Source organism: Salipiger sp. H15 (genome assembly GCF_040409955.1).
Lineage (GTDB): Bacteria > Pseudomonadota > Alphaproteobacteria > Rhodobacterales > Rhodobacteraceae > Salipiger.
Genome location: NZ_CP123384.1, coordinates 2,055,684 through 2,070,253, shown reverse-complemented (window position 1 = coordinate 2,070,253; position 14,570 = coordinate 2,055,684). Strand labels below are relative to the sequence as shown.

Annotated in this window: 13 protein-coding genes and 1 tRNA gene; 7 read left to right on the top strand and 7 right to left on the bottom strand. The window is 67.0% G+C overall.

The annotated features are described in order from the left end of the window. Positions 1-55 precede the first annotated feature (55 nt). Positions 56-1,411 carry an amidohydrolase family protein gene (locus PVT71_RS10135; RefSeq protein ID WP_353471663.1) on the bottom strand — a complete coding sequence of 452 codons (1,356 nt, stop codon included), beginning with the start codon at positions 1,409-1,411 and terminating at the stop codon, positions 56-58. Between the two features lie 260 nt (positions 1,412-1,671). Between PVT71_RS10135 and PVT71_RS10130 the strand changes: the two genes are divergently transcribed. Continuing rightward, positions 1,672-2,763: a metallophosphoesterase gene (locus tag PVT71_RS10130; protein ID WP_353471662.1), complete on the top strand. Its 1,092-nt coding sequence runs from the start codon at positions 1,672-1,674 to the stop codon at positions 2,761-2,763. Positions 2,764-3,076: 313 nt separating this feature from the next. Here PVT71_RS10130 and PVT71_RS10125 read toward each other — a convergent pair whose 3' ends face one another. From PVT71_RS10125 to PVT71_RS10105, 5 genes are all read right to left on the bottom strand, one after another. Next, positions 3,077-4,186, bottom strand: a complete 1,110-nt coding sequence (locus PVT71_RS10125) for a mandelate racemase/muconate lactonizing enzyme family protein (RefSeq protein ID WP_353471661.1) — start codon at positions 4,184-4,186, stop codon at positions 3,077-3,079. A 215-nt stretch (positions 4,187-4,401) separates the two neighbouring features. Continuing rightward, complete coding sequence (locus tag PVT71_RS10120) at positions 4,402-4,617, bottom strand: hypothetical protein (RefSeq protein WP_353471660.1); 216 nt, start codon at positions 4,615-4,617, stop codon at positions 4,402-4,404. Positions 4,618-4,801: 184 nt separating this feature from the next. Then, on the bottom strand, positions 4,802-5,230 hold the full coding sequence (locus PVT71_RS10115) for a hypothetical protein (protein ID WP_353471659.1): 429 nt from the start codon (positions 5,228-5,230) through the stop codon (positions 4,802-4,804). After that, positions 5,199-5,651: a hypothetical protein gene (locus PVT71_RS10110; protein WP_353471658.1), complete on the bottom strand. Its 453-nt coding sequence runs from the start codon at positions 5,649-5,651 to the stop codon at positions 5,199-5,201. The genes PVT71_RS10115 and PVT71_RS10110 overlap by 32 nt, the downstream gene beginning before the upstream one ends. 547 nt (positions 5,652-6,198) lie before the next feature. Beyond that, positions 6,199-6,288, bottom strand: a tRNA-Ser gene (locus tag PVT71_RS10105). Positions 6,289-6,634: 346 nt separating this feature from the next. On the opposite strand from PVT71_RS10105, the gene PVT71_RS10100 reads away from it, so the two are divergent. From PVT71_RS10100 to PVT71_RS10085, 4 genes are read left to right on the top strand one after another with little or no spacing between them, the layout of a single operon-like run. Continuing rightward, a complete protein-coding gene (locus tag PVT71_RS10100) occupies positions 6,635-7,531 on the top strand; it encodes an SPOR domain-containing protein (RefSeq protein WP_353471657.1) in 897 nt (298 codons plus the stop codon). A gap of 37 nt (positions 7,532-7,568) precedes the next feature. After that, complete coding sequence (locus PVT71_RS10095; RefSeq protein ID WP_353471656.1) at positions 7,569-8,768, top strand: D-alanyl-D-alanine carboxypeptidase family protein; 1,200 nt, start codon at positions 7,569-7,571, stop codon at positions 8,766-8,768. Beyond that, a complete protein-coding gene (gene tmk, locus PVT71_RS10090; protein WP_353471655.1) occupies positions 8,765-9,403 on the top strand; it encodes a dTMP kinase in 639 nt (212 codons plus the stop codon). The genes PVT71_RS10095 and tmk overlap by 4 nt, the downstream gene beginning before the upstream one ends. Next, complete coding sequence (locus PVT71_RS10085) at positions 9,400-10,518, top strand: DNA polymerase III subunit delta' (protein ID WP_353471654.1); 1,119 nt, start codon at positions 9,400-9,402, stop codon at positions 10,516-10,518. The genes tmk and PVT71_RS10085 overlap by 4 nt, the downstream gene beginning before the upstream one ends. A 158-nt stretch (positions 10,519-10,676) precedes the next feature. Here the strand turns inward: PVT71_RS10085 and PVT71_RS10080 are convergent, their stop codons facing one another. Then, a complete protein-coding gene (locus PVT71_RS10080) occupies positions 10,677-11,741 on the bottom strand; it encodes an Mrp/NBP35 family ATP-binding protein (RefSeq protein WP_353471653.1) in 1,065 nt (354 codons plus the stop codon). A gap of 247 nt (positions 11,742-11,988) precedes the next feature. Here PVT71_RS10080 and PVT71_RS10075 point away from each other — a divergent pair, with 247 nt between their 5' ends. Together PVT71_RS10075 and PVT71_RS10070 are read left to right on the top strand one after the other, a co-directional pair. Next, positions 11,989-12,192: a DUF1127 domain-containing protein gene (locus PVT71_RS10075; RefSeq protein WP_224844648.1), complete on the top strand. Its 204-nt coding sequence runs from the start codon at positions 11,989-11,991 to the stop codon at positions 12,190-12,192. A gap of 767 nt (positions 12,193-12,959) precedes the next feature. Next, positions 12,960-14,483, top strand: coding sequence for a sulfotransferase domain-containing protein (locus PVT71_RS10070; RefSeq protein ID WP_353471652.1), 1,524 nt, complete (start codon positions 12,960-12,962; stop codon positions 14,481-14,483). Positions 14,484-14,570: the final 87 nt, after the last annotated feature.

Here is a 14,570-nt window from a genome sequence, read left to right as displayed (position 1 = left end):
GCCAATCGCCACGGGCTCATCGGCGCCGTTCGGCGACCGGCCCTCTTCTCGGCTATCATGAGATCATGTTCTTGTAGATCCGCCCGTCCTTCATGATGAGCGCCAGATTCTCTTCGGGCTTGGTCAGGAGCGAGAGGTCCGTCAACGGATTGCCGTTGACGAGCAGTATGTCAGCCAGGGCGCCTTCCTCGATCACACCCAGTTTCCCGGGATTGAAACGCTTGGACAGGCCGAGCATCTCACCGCTCAGGGAGGTCGCCTGACGCAGGATCTCGACAGGCGAGAACCATTTCGAGCGGAACGTGAATTCTTCGTTCATGCGCGCGATCAGGTTGGGGTCGGTGATGATGTCTGACCCGAACGCGATCTTGTCGAAGCCGATCTTCTTGGTGAGCGTGAACATGTTGTCGATGCCGGCGAAGGCCTCGGCATGTTTCCTTTTCTGCTCGGCATTCAGGCCGATCGGTTCGGTGGCGAAGGTGATCACCTGCGGCGACAGCCAGATGCCTTTTTCCTTCATCAGCCTCAGGGTGGGTTCATCGACGAGGTTGCCGTGCTCGATGCACTTGACGCCATTTTCGATGGCACGCTTGATACCGTCGTTGTTGTAGATGTGCGCCATGACATAGGTCTTGTAGTCTTCGGCGGCCTGCACGGCGGCGCGGATTTCCTCGGGAGTGAACTGGACCACCTCGAGTGGGTCGGCGAATGAACCGAAGCCGCCGCCGACCGCGATCTTGATCTGCGTGGCGCCGCGCCTCAGATTGTCGCGCGCCGCTTCAAGGACTTCGGGGACGCCGTCGACAACCGCACAGTCGCCGAAGCGAACGGCGGGATCAGGCTCACCCCCGATGAGCCGTGAGGGCTCGTTGTCGAGGCTGTGATCGCAATGACCGCCGGTCTGGGAGATCATGGTGCCCGAGGGAAAGATGCGCGGCCCCGGGATGACGCCGTTGTCGATGGCCTTTTTCAGGGAGAAGGTGTTGCCGCCCGCATCGCGGATCGAGGTCCATCCGTTCATCAGATAGGTCTTGGCCGTTTGGGTGGCGACGATGGCAAAATACCTGTCATCGACCGAGTAGAACTCGGCATAGGAGAGTTGCAGCATGACGTGCTCATGCGCACCGATGATCCCGGGCATCAGCGTGTGGCCCTTTCCGTCGATGACAGTCGCATCTGGAGGGGCGCTGATCGAGGTCGCGATCTTCGCGACCCTGTTGCCTTCGACCAGCAGGCTCATGCTTTCTGCGCGTGTCTCGCTCCTGCCGTCGAAGATATCGACGTTGGTGAACAGGGTCGTCGCCTCCGGCACGGACACCTGCGCGACCCCCGGAGTGCAGAACTTCGCCATCGCAGCGCCAACCGCGCCGATTGCCAGCAAGGTACGACGATCGATGATGACGCTCTTCACTTGCCGCACTCCCATGATGTGAATGCCTGCAAGTAATGAGTGCGATCTGGGTGGACGCATTGACCGTCGTCAAGGATCGGTTGGGGCGCACCACTCTCGAAGGGCGACAGGCCGGAAGGTGCGCGACTTGGTCGCCGCATGCTCTCGGGGGAAGGCGCGCTTCGCCGGATCGGGCACCTCGAGAGGCACGTCACGCTGGCGCTGACCTGGCTTTTGTCGGCAGGTCCGCGAGCCTTCGTGGCCGCTCGTCAACGAGAGGATTGTTCGTCGTCAATGATGCCAGCCTCGGCACCATGGTACTGCTGCTTCGCCGAGTAGAGGGAGGACTGGCCATGCGACCGAGAGCGATCCTCGCGATCTTGTTGAGTCTTGCAGGAACCAGCGGCACTGCGGCGGATTTCAGCTACGACGCGGCTGCGCTCCCGGGCGCGAAACCGTGGACGTCCGAAGATTTCAACGACAACCCCAACGACTTTCAGTTCATCGTCATCGGCGACCGGACGGGGGGCGCCAACGTCGAAGGTACGTTCGACCTGGCGGCGGAGCAGGTCCGGCTGCTGCAGCCCGAGTTCGTGATCAACGTCGGAGACCTGATCGAAGGCTACAGTGATGATCCGGCGGAACTGAACGCCGAATGGGACGAGGTCGACGCCAAGCTGGCGAAGATGGAGACGCCGTTCTTCCGGACGCCCGGCAATCACGACATCGCAAATTCGGTCGCGCAAAAGGTCTGGCGCGAAAGGTTCGGCGCGACCTATTACAGCTTCGTCTACGGCGACACCCTGTTCCTCGTGCTCGACAGCGAGGACCCGCCCCGCGAGGCGCCGGCAGGGATGAAAGACAAGATCGCGCTCTACAACCGGCTCCAGACAGAAGACCCGGAGCGCGCCAGGAGCATGCTGGCCGAGTTCATGTCGGACGAGTCCGTCGTTGCAGGGCTTGCGATGAAGGCAGAGTTCAGCGAGGCGCAGACCAGCTTCGTCCGGAATGCCCTGGCGCAGAACCCGGACGTGCGCTGGACATTCCTGTTCCTCCATGAGCCTGCCTGGGAGAACCCTTCGGACAGCTACATGGCGATCGAGGACATGCTCAAGGGACGGGATCACACCATCATCGCCGGCCATCTGCACTTCTACGACCACGACAACATCGACGGCTATGAGCACATCACGATGGGACCTGCCGGAGCGTCCTTCCACCACGAGGGGCCCGGAAACGTCGACCACGTCATGTGGGTGACGATGACGGAGCATGGACCCGAGATCGCCAACATCGCGCTGAAGGGGGTGTTCGACCGCAAGGGCCTCGATCCCGAACTTTTCGGTGCCTATGATCGCAAGGGGGCCGAGTGACGCAGCTCTTGGTCGGCCCCAGACCGCGCGGATGCAGCGAAGGTGATGTGATCCCCGAAAACGTCCCCGTTCCAGCTTGGAATTCTCCGGAGGGGATCCCTGGCTGGGACTTGTTGACGAACGAGCCAAGTTCCGCCTTCGACCGGGGCCAGCCCAAACCTGCCGGTCAGGCAAAGTGCAGCGCGGGTGGTCGTTCCGGAACGTCTTGGGCATCACGCCGTCGTCAGCAATCCGGTCCCCCTTGGACAAGGCATCGCTCACCCGACTGACGCTGGCAAATGACCCCAGCGCGGTGAAGCGGTCCGATCCTCGTCTAGCCGGTGGTGAAATCCAGCCCCTCGACCCGGGACGCGGCAAGTCTGTCCTCGTCCCAATCGATCCCGAGGCCGGGGCTGTCGCTCGGGTAGGCCCGGCCGTTCTCCATCCGCATCGGCGCCTTCGTCAGATCATCGAGCTGCGGGATGTATTCCAGCCACGGCGCATTCGGGATCGCGCAGACGAGGCTCACGTGCAGCTCCATCAGGAAGTGCGGACAGACCGGCACATTGTGCGCCTCCGCCATGTGGGCGACCTTCATCCAGGGCGTGATCCCTCCGATGCGCGCGACGTCCACTTGCACGATGCTTGCCGCGTTTCCGACGAGGTAGTCCTTGAACTGGCTGAGCGAATACATGCTCTCGCCAACGGCCACCGGCACCGAGGTCCGCGCCGACAGCACCGCGTGAGAGGCCACGTCGTCCGCCGGCATCGGCTCCTCGAACCAGGCGATGTCGAGCGGCTCGAGCACCTTCGCGCGGCGGGTCGCCTCGGCGAGATTGAAGGACTGGTTGGCGTCCACCATGATCTCGAACCCGGGACCCACGGCCTCGCGGACAGCGGTGAGCCGCTCCCGGTCTTCGCTCAGGTGCGGGCGCCCGATCTTGACCTTGCTGCCCGCGAACCCGGCGGCCTGCGCCGAAAGCGCATCGGCGACAAGATCGCCGGTCTCGATGTGCAGCCAGCCGCCTTCGGTCGTGTACATCGGAACGCTGTCTTTCGCCCCACCCAGCATGCGCCAAAGCGGCAGCCCCGCCCGCTTGCAGCGCAGGTCCCAAAGCGCCGTGTCCACCGCCGCCAGTGCAAGCGAGGTGATCGGCCCGACGCTGGTTGCATGGGTCGAGAACAGCAGGTCGCGCCAGATGCGCTCGATCGCCTCGGCCTCCTGCCCGATCAGCCGGGGCACCAGCGTCTCGCGCAGGAGCGACATGATCGCAGGACCGCCCTGCCCGATCGTGTAGGAATAGCCGAGCCCGCTTGCGCCGTCGGCATCCGTGATCCGCACGAAAGGCGTTTCCTGGCTCACGAAGCTCTGGATCGCGTCGGTGCGCTTCACCTTCGGAAGCAGGTTCGCCATGAATATCTCGACGCGCTCGATCGTGGCCATGTTTCCCTCGGATTGCGACTCGGACTATGGAATGTTGCAGTTCCTTGGCGCATTTGGTCAAGATATTGCGCAATCGGCCTCTTGACGTTCCAGATGTTGCTTCTGGTCGAGAGCGCTCTCCAAAGGAACAAGGTGAAAGGAACAAGCTCCGTCTGCTCATTTCGAGCGGATACTACCTTCCCGGTGCTTTCCTTCTCGGCAGGAGCCGTGGCAGGTCATACCAGAAGATCGGCGGACGAAGGTGCGGGAATGAGCCCCCAATAGTCGCCGAACTGGAACCACGCGAAGGCGCTCAGCGCCGCTTCAACCTGGCCACGCCCATCGATTGCGACCACGGATTCAATGCTCGAGATGGATATGCCCAGGCTCGAAAGGACCGACGTCGCCCCGCGCGTCACGAAGGCGTCGAAGGTCGCTTCATCGAGGACCACGTAGAGCGCGTCCCTGCCCGATCCGCCCTTGAACAGGTCCTGCGACGGGGTCGCCTCCCCTCGAGCGTGTCCTGGACAAAGATGAAGACGTCATCGCCCGCCAGCGCAAGAACCGTGTCATTGCCGCCCATCGCAAAGACCGCATTGTCGTCACTTGTCTGGAAGTTGAGCGTGCTGACGTTGCTCAGCGCCGAGGTGCTGCCGCCCTCTCCATCACGAAGGCGGCGTAGGCCCCCCAAGCCTGGTGCACGGCTTCGGCCGGGTGGATCGGGTCCCAGAACCCCACCTGATCGCTGTCGAAGGGCGCACCGTCGATGAGAAACTCGGAGCGCCCGGCAATGATGCCGAACCCGCCTGGGTCCTCGGTGATGGCGCTGGCCACGGCGCCATAGTCGATCATCTCGACCCCAATCCCCTCGCCCCGCAAACCCGAGGCACGCGCGGCCAATAGCTCGTTGTAAAGGTCGACCGCCAGACCAGACAGGCCCGACGTCATATCGTCGAGCGCGTCGCTGACCGGAAAGAACGAACCGACTGGAAGCGTGCCGAAATGGACCGTCGCGACACCCGCCGAATGCAGCTCACGCGCAGCCGCGCGGCTGATCCAGGGCATCCCCGACGGCATCGGAAAGGTCATTCGCCCCGATGAAGAGCACGGCGCTGGCGTCGGGCGCCACCGTCCCTGCCTGCAGATCGGCGAAGCGTGCCAGCTGCGCGCCCAGATTGGAGTCATAGCGCGTGCCGGGCCCGAAGGGCTCTTGCGTTCCCAGCGCCCGCGCGCCGGCATTGGCCAAATTCAGGACCGTGTCGCCGCTGATTTCGCCGCTATAGCTGGCGTGGGTGACCTCGTTCGTAACGGCATTTTCTGGTCCGAACCCGAGGGCCTGCGTTTCGAAGAGTGCCTGCTGAGTGGCCAGTTGCCGCGCTTGCAGCTCGGCGAAGGCGACTTCTTCCGGCGCCGGGTCCGGACCCAGCGCGGCAATGAACCCGGGGAGAATCTGCACGGTCAATGACTGGACCGGGGCTTCGAACACGACACCGAAATCTGTGAGACTGTCACCGAAATAGACGATCTGGCTGCCGGAAGGCTAATCACGTGCATAGACCATCTGTTCGGCGCGCTCGAATTCGGGCGTGCCGGGCGCGAGCCGGTGTTCATGGCAGGCAAGCATCAATTCGGTCTCGTCAGCCGTCGAGCGAACATCGTCTTAGACGGCTTCGAAGATGTCTCCTCGCCGCTCGCCGCTCATCTTCCCATAGTACCTTAAGGTGACCACTTCGGAGCCATGACCGAGCTTGAGCGACATGCCTTGCGTTCTTCCGACGTCCGGCGGACTTGATCCGCCACACGACCAACCTTGTCAAAGGGTCGCTCGGAAACATCCTGCACCCGCGGCTACGGAGTATTCGGATGGAACACCTACGCCCTTCGCAGGCGTTCTCCATATGTTTCCGAATGCATCAGGATGCGTTTGATCCGAAAGCGACCTTTTCGTGCTTTTGCCGAGTGGGGCCGAGTGTGGGCTGACCATCAAGAGTGGCGGAAAGCTCACCGAATATCAGTAATATAAGCTGAATAAATGGCGGAGGCTGTGGGATTCGAACCCACGGGACGCTCACACGCCCAACGGTTTTCAAGACCGCCGCATTCGACCACTCTGCCAAACCTCCGGTCCGAGGGACCTAGCCTGCTTCCCGCGATTCTAGAACAGGCATTTCAGGGAAAATCCGCCGATCACGGCTTTGATGGCTTTTCTTGATCTGCGCCACCCGTTACGATCCGCGAAAAACCGGGACGTTCCGGTCCGCGACCGCAGCGACGCCAGCGCAGCTGGCCGATCCGCGCGATCCGCCCCGGCTGGCCGGGGCTGGCAGATCGAGGCCGGCCCGGCGGGCCCGCCACGGCAGCGGACCAGACACCCGGCACGGCAACGGCACGGATTTCGGACACCGGCAGAAGGGACATCCGGCAAGGCGCGACAGACGCCACCGGCAGGCGGGAATACAGGGGGCATACATGACCAGAGCGAAGGGACCGCGGCCCAGGGCCGCACGTGGCGCAATCGTGGCGATGCTGGGCGCGCTCGCGCTTGGCGCCTGCAGCGAGGCGCAGATGCCGGGCTTCATGAAGAGCAAGGGCAGCAGCGGAACGCAGGCCTCGCGCGGGGCCGCGACGGTCGAGCGCGACATCGAGGCGCCCGAGGTCTTCCAGACCACCGAGGCCGGTCTCTGGGACGGCCGCCCCTCGCTGGGCGGCGTCTGGGTCGCCCATCCCGACGTCACCGAGCCCGAGCGCGTCATCATCCGCAACGAGAAGACCGGCCAGTTCGTCATCGGCGCGCTGTTCCGCCGCGAGCGCATGAGCCCCGGCCCGCGCCTGCAGGTCTCCTCCGACGCCGCCGCCGCCATCGGCATGCTGGCCGGCGAGCCGGTGAACCTCAACGTGGTCGCCCTGCGCCGCGAGGAGGGCCCGGCCAAGCCCGAGGCGAACACCGGCCCCGCCGGGGTCGAGGCGGCGACGCTCTCGGATGCGCCCGCGGTCGAGGAAAGCACGCTCGATCCGGTGACCGCCGGGGCCGCCGCGGCGATCGAGGCCGCGCCCGCGACCCCAGCCGCTGCCCCTGCCGCCGCCGCACCGAAACCCGCGGCCCCTGCCCCCGCGCCGACGCAGACCTCGTCGCTGTCGCGCCCCTACGTGCAGATCGGCATCTTCAGCGTCGAGCAGAACGCCGAGAACACCGCCACCGCGATGCGTCAGGCCGGCATGGTGCCGACCGTCAAGAAACAGAGCAGCTCGGGCAAGACCTTCTGGCGCGTGCTGGTGGGTCCGGCCGCCGACAAGGCCGAGCTCGACGCGCTGCTCACCAAGATCAAGGGCGCCGGCTTCACCGACGCCTATGCCGTGAAGAACTGACCGGAGCCTATCCGGATCCATTAGAGAGGAGCCGCCCATGCGCCGCCCGAAGAGCAACCTTTCGAGCCTGTCCCTGCGCCGCCTGCTGGCCGGCGCGGCCACCGCGGCGCTGCTCGCCAGCGCGGCGCAGGCCTTCGACACCAGCGCCCGCACGGCCTTCGTGCTGGACTACACCACCGGAACGGTGCTGCTGGCCAAGGATGCCGACAAGGCCGTGCCGCCGGCCTCCATGTCGAAGCTGATGACGCTCTACATGGCCTTCGAGGCGGTCCGTGACGGCCGGCTCAAGCTCGACGAGACCCTGCCGGTCTCCGAGCACGCCATGTCCTACGGCGGCTCGACCATGTTCCTCGACACCACCGACCGGGTGAAGGTCGAGGACCTGCTGCGCGGCATCATCGTGCTCTCGGGCAACGACGCCTGCGCGGTGATCGCCGAGGCGCTCTCGCCCAACGGCACCGAGGCGGGCTTTGCCGACCTGATGACCCGCCGGGCGCAGCAGCTCGGCATGACCAGCTCGAGCTTCGCCAACGCCTCGGGCTGGCCGGCGCCGGGCCATGTCATGTCGATGCGCGACCTGACGCTGCTGGCGCGGCACATCATCGAGGACTTCCCCGAGTTCTACCCGATCTTCTCGGAGCGCCGCTTCGAGTTCGACGGCCGCGCGCCGCAGAACGTGCACAACCGCAACCCGCTGCTGCGCCTCGACATCGGCGCCGACGGGCTGAAGACCGGCCACACCGCCGAGGCCGGCTACGGGCTCGTCGGCTCGGCCAAGCAGGGCGACCGCCGGGTGATCTTCGCCATCGCCGGGCTCGACAGCGACCGCGCCCGCGCCGAGGAGAGCGAGTCCATCGTCAACTGGGCCTTCCGGCAGTTCGCCGAGCGCAAGCTGATCGAGAAGGGCAAGGAAGTGGCCCGCGCCGATGTCTTCCTCGGCGATCAGGAAAGCGTCGGGCTCGTCGCCCGCGAGGACGTTGACCTGCTGATCCCGGTGACCCCGGGCACCGAGCTTGGCGCCGAGGTGGTCTACACCGGCCCGCTCAAGGCCCCGATCACCGCCGGCCAGCAGATCGCCGAGCTGATCATCACCCCCGAGGGCCTGCCCGAGCACCGCGTGCCGCTCTTCGCGGCCGAGGACGTGCACTCGAGCGGCTTCGTCAAGCGCATGATGGTCGTCAGCTCGAACCTGATCGGTCGCCTGCAGGCCCCGGCCGCCTCGACGGAGGCCATGTGAGCCAGCCAGCGGCGCAGGGCCTCTTCGTCAGCTTCGAGGGCATCGACGGCTCGGGCAAGTCCACGCAGGCCCGGCGGCTGCATGCCGACCTTCTCGCGGAGGGTCGGCAGGCGGTGCTCACCCGCGAGCCCGGCGGCTCGCCGGGCGCCGAGGAGATCCGCGCGCTGGTGCTGCAGGGTGACCCCGACCGCTGGTCCGCCGAGACCGAGCTGCTGCTCTTCACCGCCGCGCGGCGCGACCACCTCGAGCGGCTGATCCGCCCCGCCCTCGCGGCGGGCAAGATGGTGATCTGCGACCGCTTCGCCGACAGCAGCCGCATGTACCAGGGCCTCTCGCGGGGTGACCTGCGCGCCAAGGTGGACGCGCTGCACGAGCTGATGATCGGCACCGAGCCCGACCTCACCTTCCTCATCGACATGGATCCGGCGGCGGGGCTCGCCCGCGCCAAGGCCCGCGCCACCGAGGAGGAGCGTTTCGAGGATTTCGGCCTCGCGCTGCAGGAACGGATGCGCGCGGGCTACCTCGCGCTGGCCGAGGAGTTCCCCGAGCGCTTCGTGGTGATCGACGGCAACCGTCCGCAGGACGAGGTCGCCGCCGACATCCGCGCCCGGCTCGACGAGCGGTGCCCGGCATGAGCGCCGACGAGGAGATCCCCGAGGCCGACCGCATCGAGGGCGCGCCGCACCCGCGCGAGACCTTCACCCTTTACGGGCAGGACCGCGCGCAGGAGGATTTCCTCACCGCCTTCACCTCGGGCCGGCTGCACCACGGCTGGCTGATCACCGGGCCGCGCGGGCTCGGCAAGGCGACGCTGGCCTGGACCATCGCCCGTTTCCTGCTGGCGACGCCCGAGGATGACGGCGGGCTCTTCGGCGCGCCGCCGCCGCCGACCGACCTGCGGATCGATCCAGAGCACCCGATTGCGCACCGCGTCCACGCGCTCTCCGAGCCGCGGCTGCACCTGCTGCGCCGGAGCTGGGACGACAAGACCAAGAAACTGCGCAGTGTCATCACCGTCGAGGAAGTGCGGGCGCTGAAGCGCTTCTTCTCGCTCTCCGCGGCCGATGGCGGGCGCCGGGTGGTGATCGTCGACAGCGCCGACGAGATGAACCCCAACGCGGCCAACGCGATCCTCAAGCTGCTCGAGGAGCCGCCGGTCAATACCGTGCTGCTGCTGGTCAGCCACCAGCCCTCGCGCCTGCTGCCGACGATCCGCTCGCGCTGCCGCGAGCTGCGGCTCTCGCCGCTCGGGCCCGAGGACATGGCGCGGGCGCTCGACCAGGCCGGGGCGCAGGTCGCGCCGGACGAGGCCGCCGCGCTGGCCGAGCTCTCGGCGGGATCGGTGGGCGAGGCGCTGCGGCTGCTGAACCTCGACGGGTTGAAACTCTATGCCGAGCTGGTCTCGCTGGCGGGCACCCTGCCCCGGCTCGACCGGCCGCGCGCCATCGCGCTTGGCGAAAGCGCCGCCGGGCGCGGGCAGGAGGCGCGGCTCGACCTCGTGCTCACGCTGACCGACCGGCTGATGTCGCGCCTCGCCCGCGCCGGGGTCACCGGCCTGCCGCCCCGCGCCGAGGCCGCCCCGCGCGAGGCCGAGGTGCTGATGCGCCTTGCGCCCCACCCCGCCGCCGGCCGGGCCTGGGCGCAGCTGGCGCAGGACGCGGGCGAGCGCGCCCGCCACGCCCGCGCGGTGAACGTCGACCCGGCGGCGCTGGTGCTCGACCTCATGCTGCAGATGCGCAAGGCGGGCTGAGACCGCGGAAGAGCGGGGGCTCCGCCCCAGCGAGCCACGGGCGCGTGGCATGCAAATGGGGGCTCCGCCCCCGTCCGCTGACGCGGACTCCCCCGGCGTATTTGGAAAGAGAAGAAGGGAGGGCGGCGCCCTCCCCCATTCCGCCCAAGGCGCCGCGATCAGACGGCGCCGCGGTCGATCAGATCACGGGCCAGTTTCGCGTAAGCCTGCGCCATGACACCGTCACCGAGGGCAACGGGAGCGCCGCTGTCACCGGCGAGGCGGGTGTCGAGGTCGATCGGCAGCTGCGCCAGCACCGGAAGGTTCAGCCTCTGCGCCTCGGCCGCGACGCCGCCATGGCCGAAGATGTGGCTCTCGAGCCCGCAGCCCGGGCAGACGAAGACCGACATGTTCTCGATCATCCCCAGCACCGGCACGTGCAGCGTGGCGAAGGCGTCGAGCGCCTTCTTGGCGTCGATCAGCGCCACGTCCTGCGGGGTCGAGACGACGATCGCGCCGTCGAGCTCGGATTTCTGGCCGAGCGAGAGCTGCACGTCGCCGGTGCCCGGCGGCAGGTCGATGAGCAGCACGTCGAGCTCGCCCCATTCCACCTGCATCAGCATCTGCTGCAGCGCGCCCATCAGCATCGGGCCGCGCCAGACCACCGCCTTGTCCTCGGGCAGCATGAAGCCGATCGACATGAGCGTGACGCCATGTGCCTGAAGCGGGATGATGGTCTTGCCGTCGGGGCTGGCAGGGCGTTTCGAGATCCCGAACATGCGCGGCTGCGACGGGCCGTGGATGTCGGCGTCGAGGAGGCCCACCTTGAGACCCGCGCGCGCCAGCGCAACGGCGAGGTTCGACGAGACCGTCGACTTGCCGACCCCGCCCTTGCCCGAGCCGATGGCAATGAGCTTCTTCACCCCCGGCGGGATCATCCGCCCCTGCTGCGGCTGCGCGTGGCCGCCGATCTTCAGCGAGGGGGCCTTCGGCGCCTGGGTCGGGGCGGAGAGCACGGCCGAGACCGAGCTCACCCCCGGCAGCTCGGCGATGCGCGCCTCGACCACGGCGCGGAATCCCTCCATCTGCCGGGCGATCTCGGGGCTCGGCGCCTCGATCACGAAGCGCACCGCACCGTTCTCGACCGACAGCGCTCGAATCATGTCGCGCGAGACGAGGGTGCCGCCACCGGGCAGATCAAAGCTCTCGAGAAGCCTGGTGATAGCGTCCGACAATTGGGTCATGGTCACTTCCTTTCCCTGGGCGCATGTTGCCCTTGCGTCATCTTGCGCTGAGCGCAAACCACATGCCACTTCCGCCCAGATCCTGTGCATCGTCCCGCGGAAATGCGCAATCCAAAGCGCTTTGTCCCATGCATTTCGCGCATAGCGGCATTGAACGGACCCGGGATTGTGCAACCGCAGCAACTGGCCCATCTATGGGTCAACGAAAGACAGACGCAACCATCCAGCCACACGGGCACAGACGCACATGGCATACGCAACCGACACCACCCGCATCGCAGGCCGCTCCGAAGGTATCGTCGAGCGCCTCCGCAACGCCCTCGCTCGCCGCCGCCTGTACAAGCAGACCTTCAGCGAGCTGGCCTCGCTGAGCAACCGCGAACTGAGCGACCTCGGGCTGCACCGCTCGATGATCCGCCGGATCGCCTACCAAGCCGCCTACGAGGCGTAAGATTTCGAACACGTCCCGGCTCTCTCCTCCTCCCTGAGCCGGTTCGTTACGGCGGTGACCTCTCTCCTCCTCCCTGAGGTCGCCGCCACAAAACAAAGGACCCGCGGGTCCAGACATCGACGGCCCCTCTCCTCCTCCCTGGGGCATCGATCCAGCGGCGATCTCTCTCCTCCTCCCTGAGATCGCCGCACCAGATACCGGGGCTTCCTGCCAAAGGTCGCCCCAAAGTTTCGGAGCCCCTCTCCTCCTCCCTGGGGCAACGATCCGCGGCGGTCTCTCTCCTCCTCCCTGAGACCGCCGCACCAGATACCGGGGCCGCCTGCCGAAGGTCGTCCCGAAGTTTCGGAGCCCCTCTCCTCCTCCCTGGGGCAACGATCCGCGGCGGTCTCTCTCCTCCTCCCTGAGACCGCCGCACCAGTTACCGGGGCCGCCTGCCGAAGGTCGCCCCAGAGTTTCGGAGCCCCTCTCCTCCTCCCTGGGGCAACGATCCGCGGCGGTCTCTCTCCTCCTCCCTGAGACCGCCGCACCCTACATAGGACCCGACGCGGGTCCGGCCGGATCGGAAGCCCCTTCTCCTCCTCCTCGGGCTTTCGTGACACGGAACGGCGGTGCCTCTCCTCCTCCCTGGCACCGCCGTTTTTTCATGTCCGGCGAGAGGATCCAGGGGCATCGGGCCGCGCGCGAATGCGCTTGACCGCCAGGGTTAACGAACCTTTAACCAGCGCTTCCAATCTAGCATTGCAGACGCGAAGAGGTCGGGAACCCAGATGGACAGGCACATCGTCATCGCAGGACAGGGGCGCTCGGGCAGCACCCTCTTCTACAACATGCTGCGCAACACGCTGCAGGACTTCCGGATGTTCGACTCCGAGCTGCCCGCCGCGAGCGTCATGCACCTGCCGGGGAACATGTGCACCAAGCGGCCCTTTGACATCTTCGACATTCCCAAGGTGTTTCAGGCCAACCACCTGCGCAAGCGCATCGACCTGATCTGCATGCTCCGCGACCCGCGCGACATCCTGACCAGCCGCCACCGCTCGGTTCCGGACGATTACTTCGTCGCCGCGGACCTGTGCTACTTCGTTCCCGAGGGGCGCGTGCCCACCTTCACCGCGCCCGGCTTCCTGCCCGTCCACCAGGCCAGCATGCATGTCGCCGAGTCCCGGCTCTTCCCGCAGGGCATCTTCTTCCTGAAATACGAGGATCTGGTGCGCGATCCCGAAGAGGTGCAGCGCCTGCTCGCCGAGAACTTCGGGCTGAAGTTCTCGGGCCGGTTCAGCGATTTCCACAAGGCGGAGATCCCGGAGCGGCTGCAGCGCGCGCTCAACGGGGTGCGGGCGGTCGACACGACCCGGCAGCGCAAATGGGCGACGCCCGAGCATCGCGACCGGATCATCGACCAGTTCACCCGCTTCCCGATCCTGCACGACATCCTCTTCCAGCTCGGCTACGAGGAGGACCGCGCGTGGTTCGACGCGTTGCAGCAGGACGCGCGGGCCGACCGGGCGCCGCGTCCGGCGATGGCCGAAGACCCCGACGCGGTGCCGGACTCGGGCTCGATCCTCGATCATCCGGCCATCCCGGTGATCCACGAGGACGAGCACCTCAAGGTCACGGGCATCGACGGCGAGGGAGAGCAGTGCCTCGTGACCTTCGTCGGCGTCGGCCACGGTCTCGGCGGCATCGACCAGCAGACCGAGGAATTCCGCAAGCTCGCCCAGGGGGGCTGGGGGCCGCAGCTCTTCGTCTTCGACAAGACCCGCAGCTGGGGCAACGCGATCGACCCGCAGCGCCTCGCCGAGATCACCGCGCCTTGGCGGCAGGGCCGCAGGGTCACCACGCTCGGGCTCAGCATGGGCGGCTTCCTCGCCGTGCAGATGTCGCGCCCGCTGGGGGCCGAGCTCTGCATCGCGCTGGCGCCGCAATACTCGGTGCACCCGGAGATCGCGCGCTTCGACGACCGCTGGACGCTCTACACCGATGCCATCGAGACATGGCGCCAGCCCTCGCTGATGAACTGCTTCGCACCCGGATGCCGCTACGAGCTGGTCTTCCCCGACTTTGCCGAGGAACGCGGCCACGCCGGGCTGTTCCCGAACGCGCCGAACATCCGCCGCTTCATGGTCGAGACGCGCGAGCACAATGTCGCCGCCGCGCTCAAGCAGCGCGGCCTGCTGCATCCCCTGCTCGAGGCCTTCCTCGGCGGCGGCGCCGAGGCCGCCCTGCCCGATGGGCTGCGCCGCCGCGGCAACGACTGGCGCATCCCCGAGGTCGCCCGCGCAGGCGCCTGACCGGCCCCCCGACGCCGGACCCGCGCCCCGCCGGACGCCGCCCCGAAAGCCGCCCGCACCGGAACCTCGTGCCCGCCGAGCACGGGG

Bases quoted from the DNA above. Each gene is read 5' to 3' on its own strand.
- PVT71_RS10075 (WP_224844648.1), top strand. From the start codon at position 11,989: ATGGCATACGCAACCGACACCACCCGCATCGCAGGCCGCTCCGAAGGT.
- PVT71_RS10070 (WP_353471652.1), top strand. From the start codon at position 12,960: ATGGACAGGCACATCGTCATCGCAGGACAGGGGCGCTCGGGCAGCACC.
- PVT71_RS10115 (WP_353471659.1), bottom strand. From the start codon at position 5,230: ATGCCCTGGATCAGCCGCGCGGCTGCGCGTGAGCTGCATTCGGCGGGT.
- PVT71_RS10080 (WP_353471653.1), bottom strand. From the start codon at position 11,741: ATGACCCAATTGTCGGACGCTATCACCAGGCTTCTCGAGAGCTTTGAT.
- PVT71_RS10100 (WP_353471657.1), top strand. From the start codon at position 6,635: ATGACCAGAGCGAAGGGACCGCGGCCCAGGGCCGCACGTGGCGCAATC.
- PVT71_RS10095 (WP_353471656.1), top strand. From the start codon at position 7,569: ATGCGCCGCCCGAAGAGCAACCTTTCGAGCCTGTCCCTGCGCCGCCTG.
- PVT71_RS10085 (WP_353471654.1), top strand. From the start codon at position 9,400: ATGAGCGCCGACGAGGAGATCCCCGAGGCCGACCGCATCGAGGGCGCG.
- PVT71_RS10125 (WP_353471661.1), bottom strand. From the start codon at position 4,186: ATGGCCACGATCGAGCGCGTCGAGATATTCATGGCGAACCTGCTTCCG.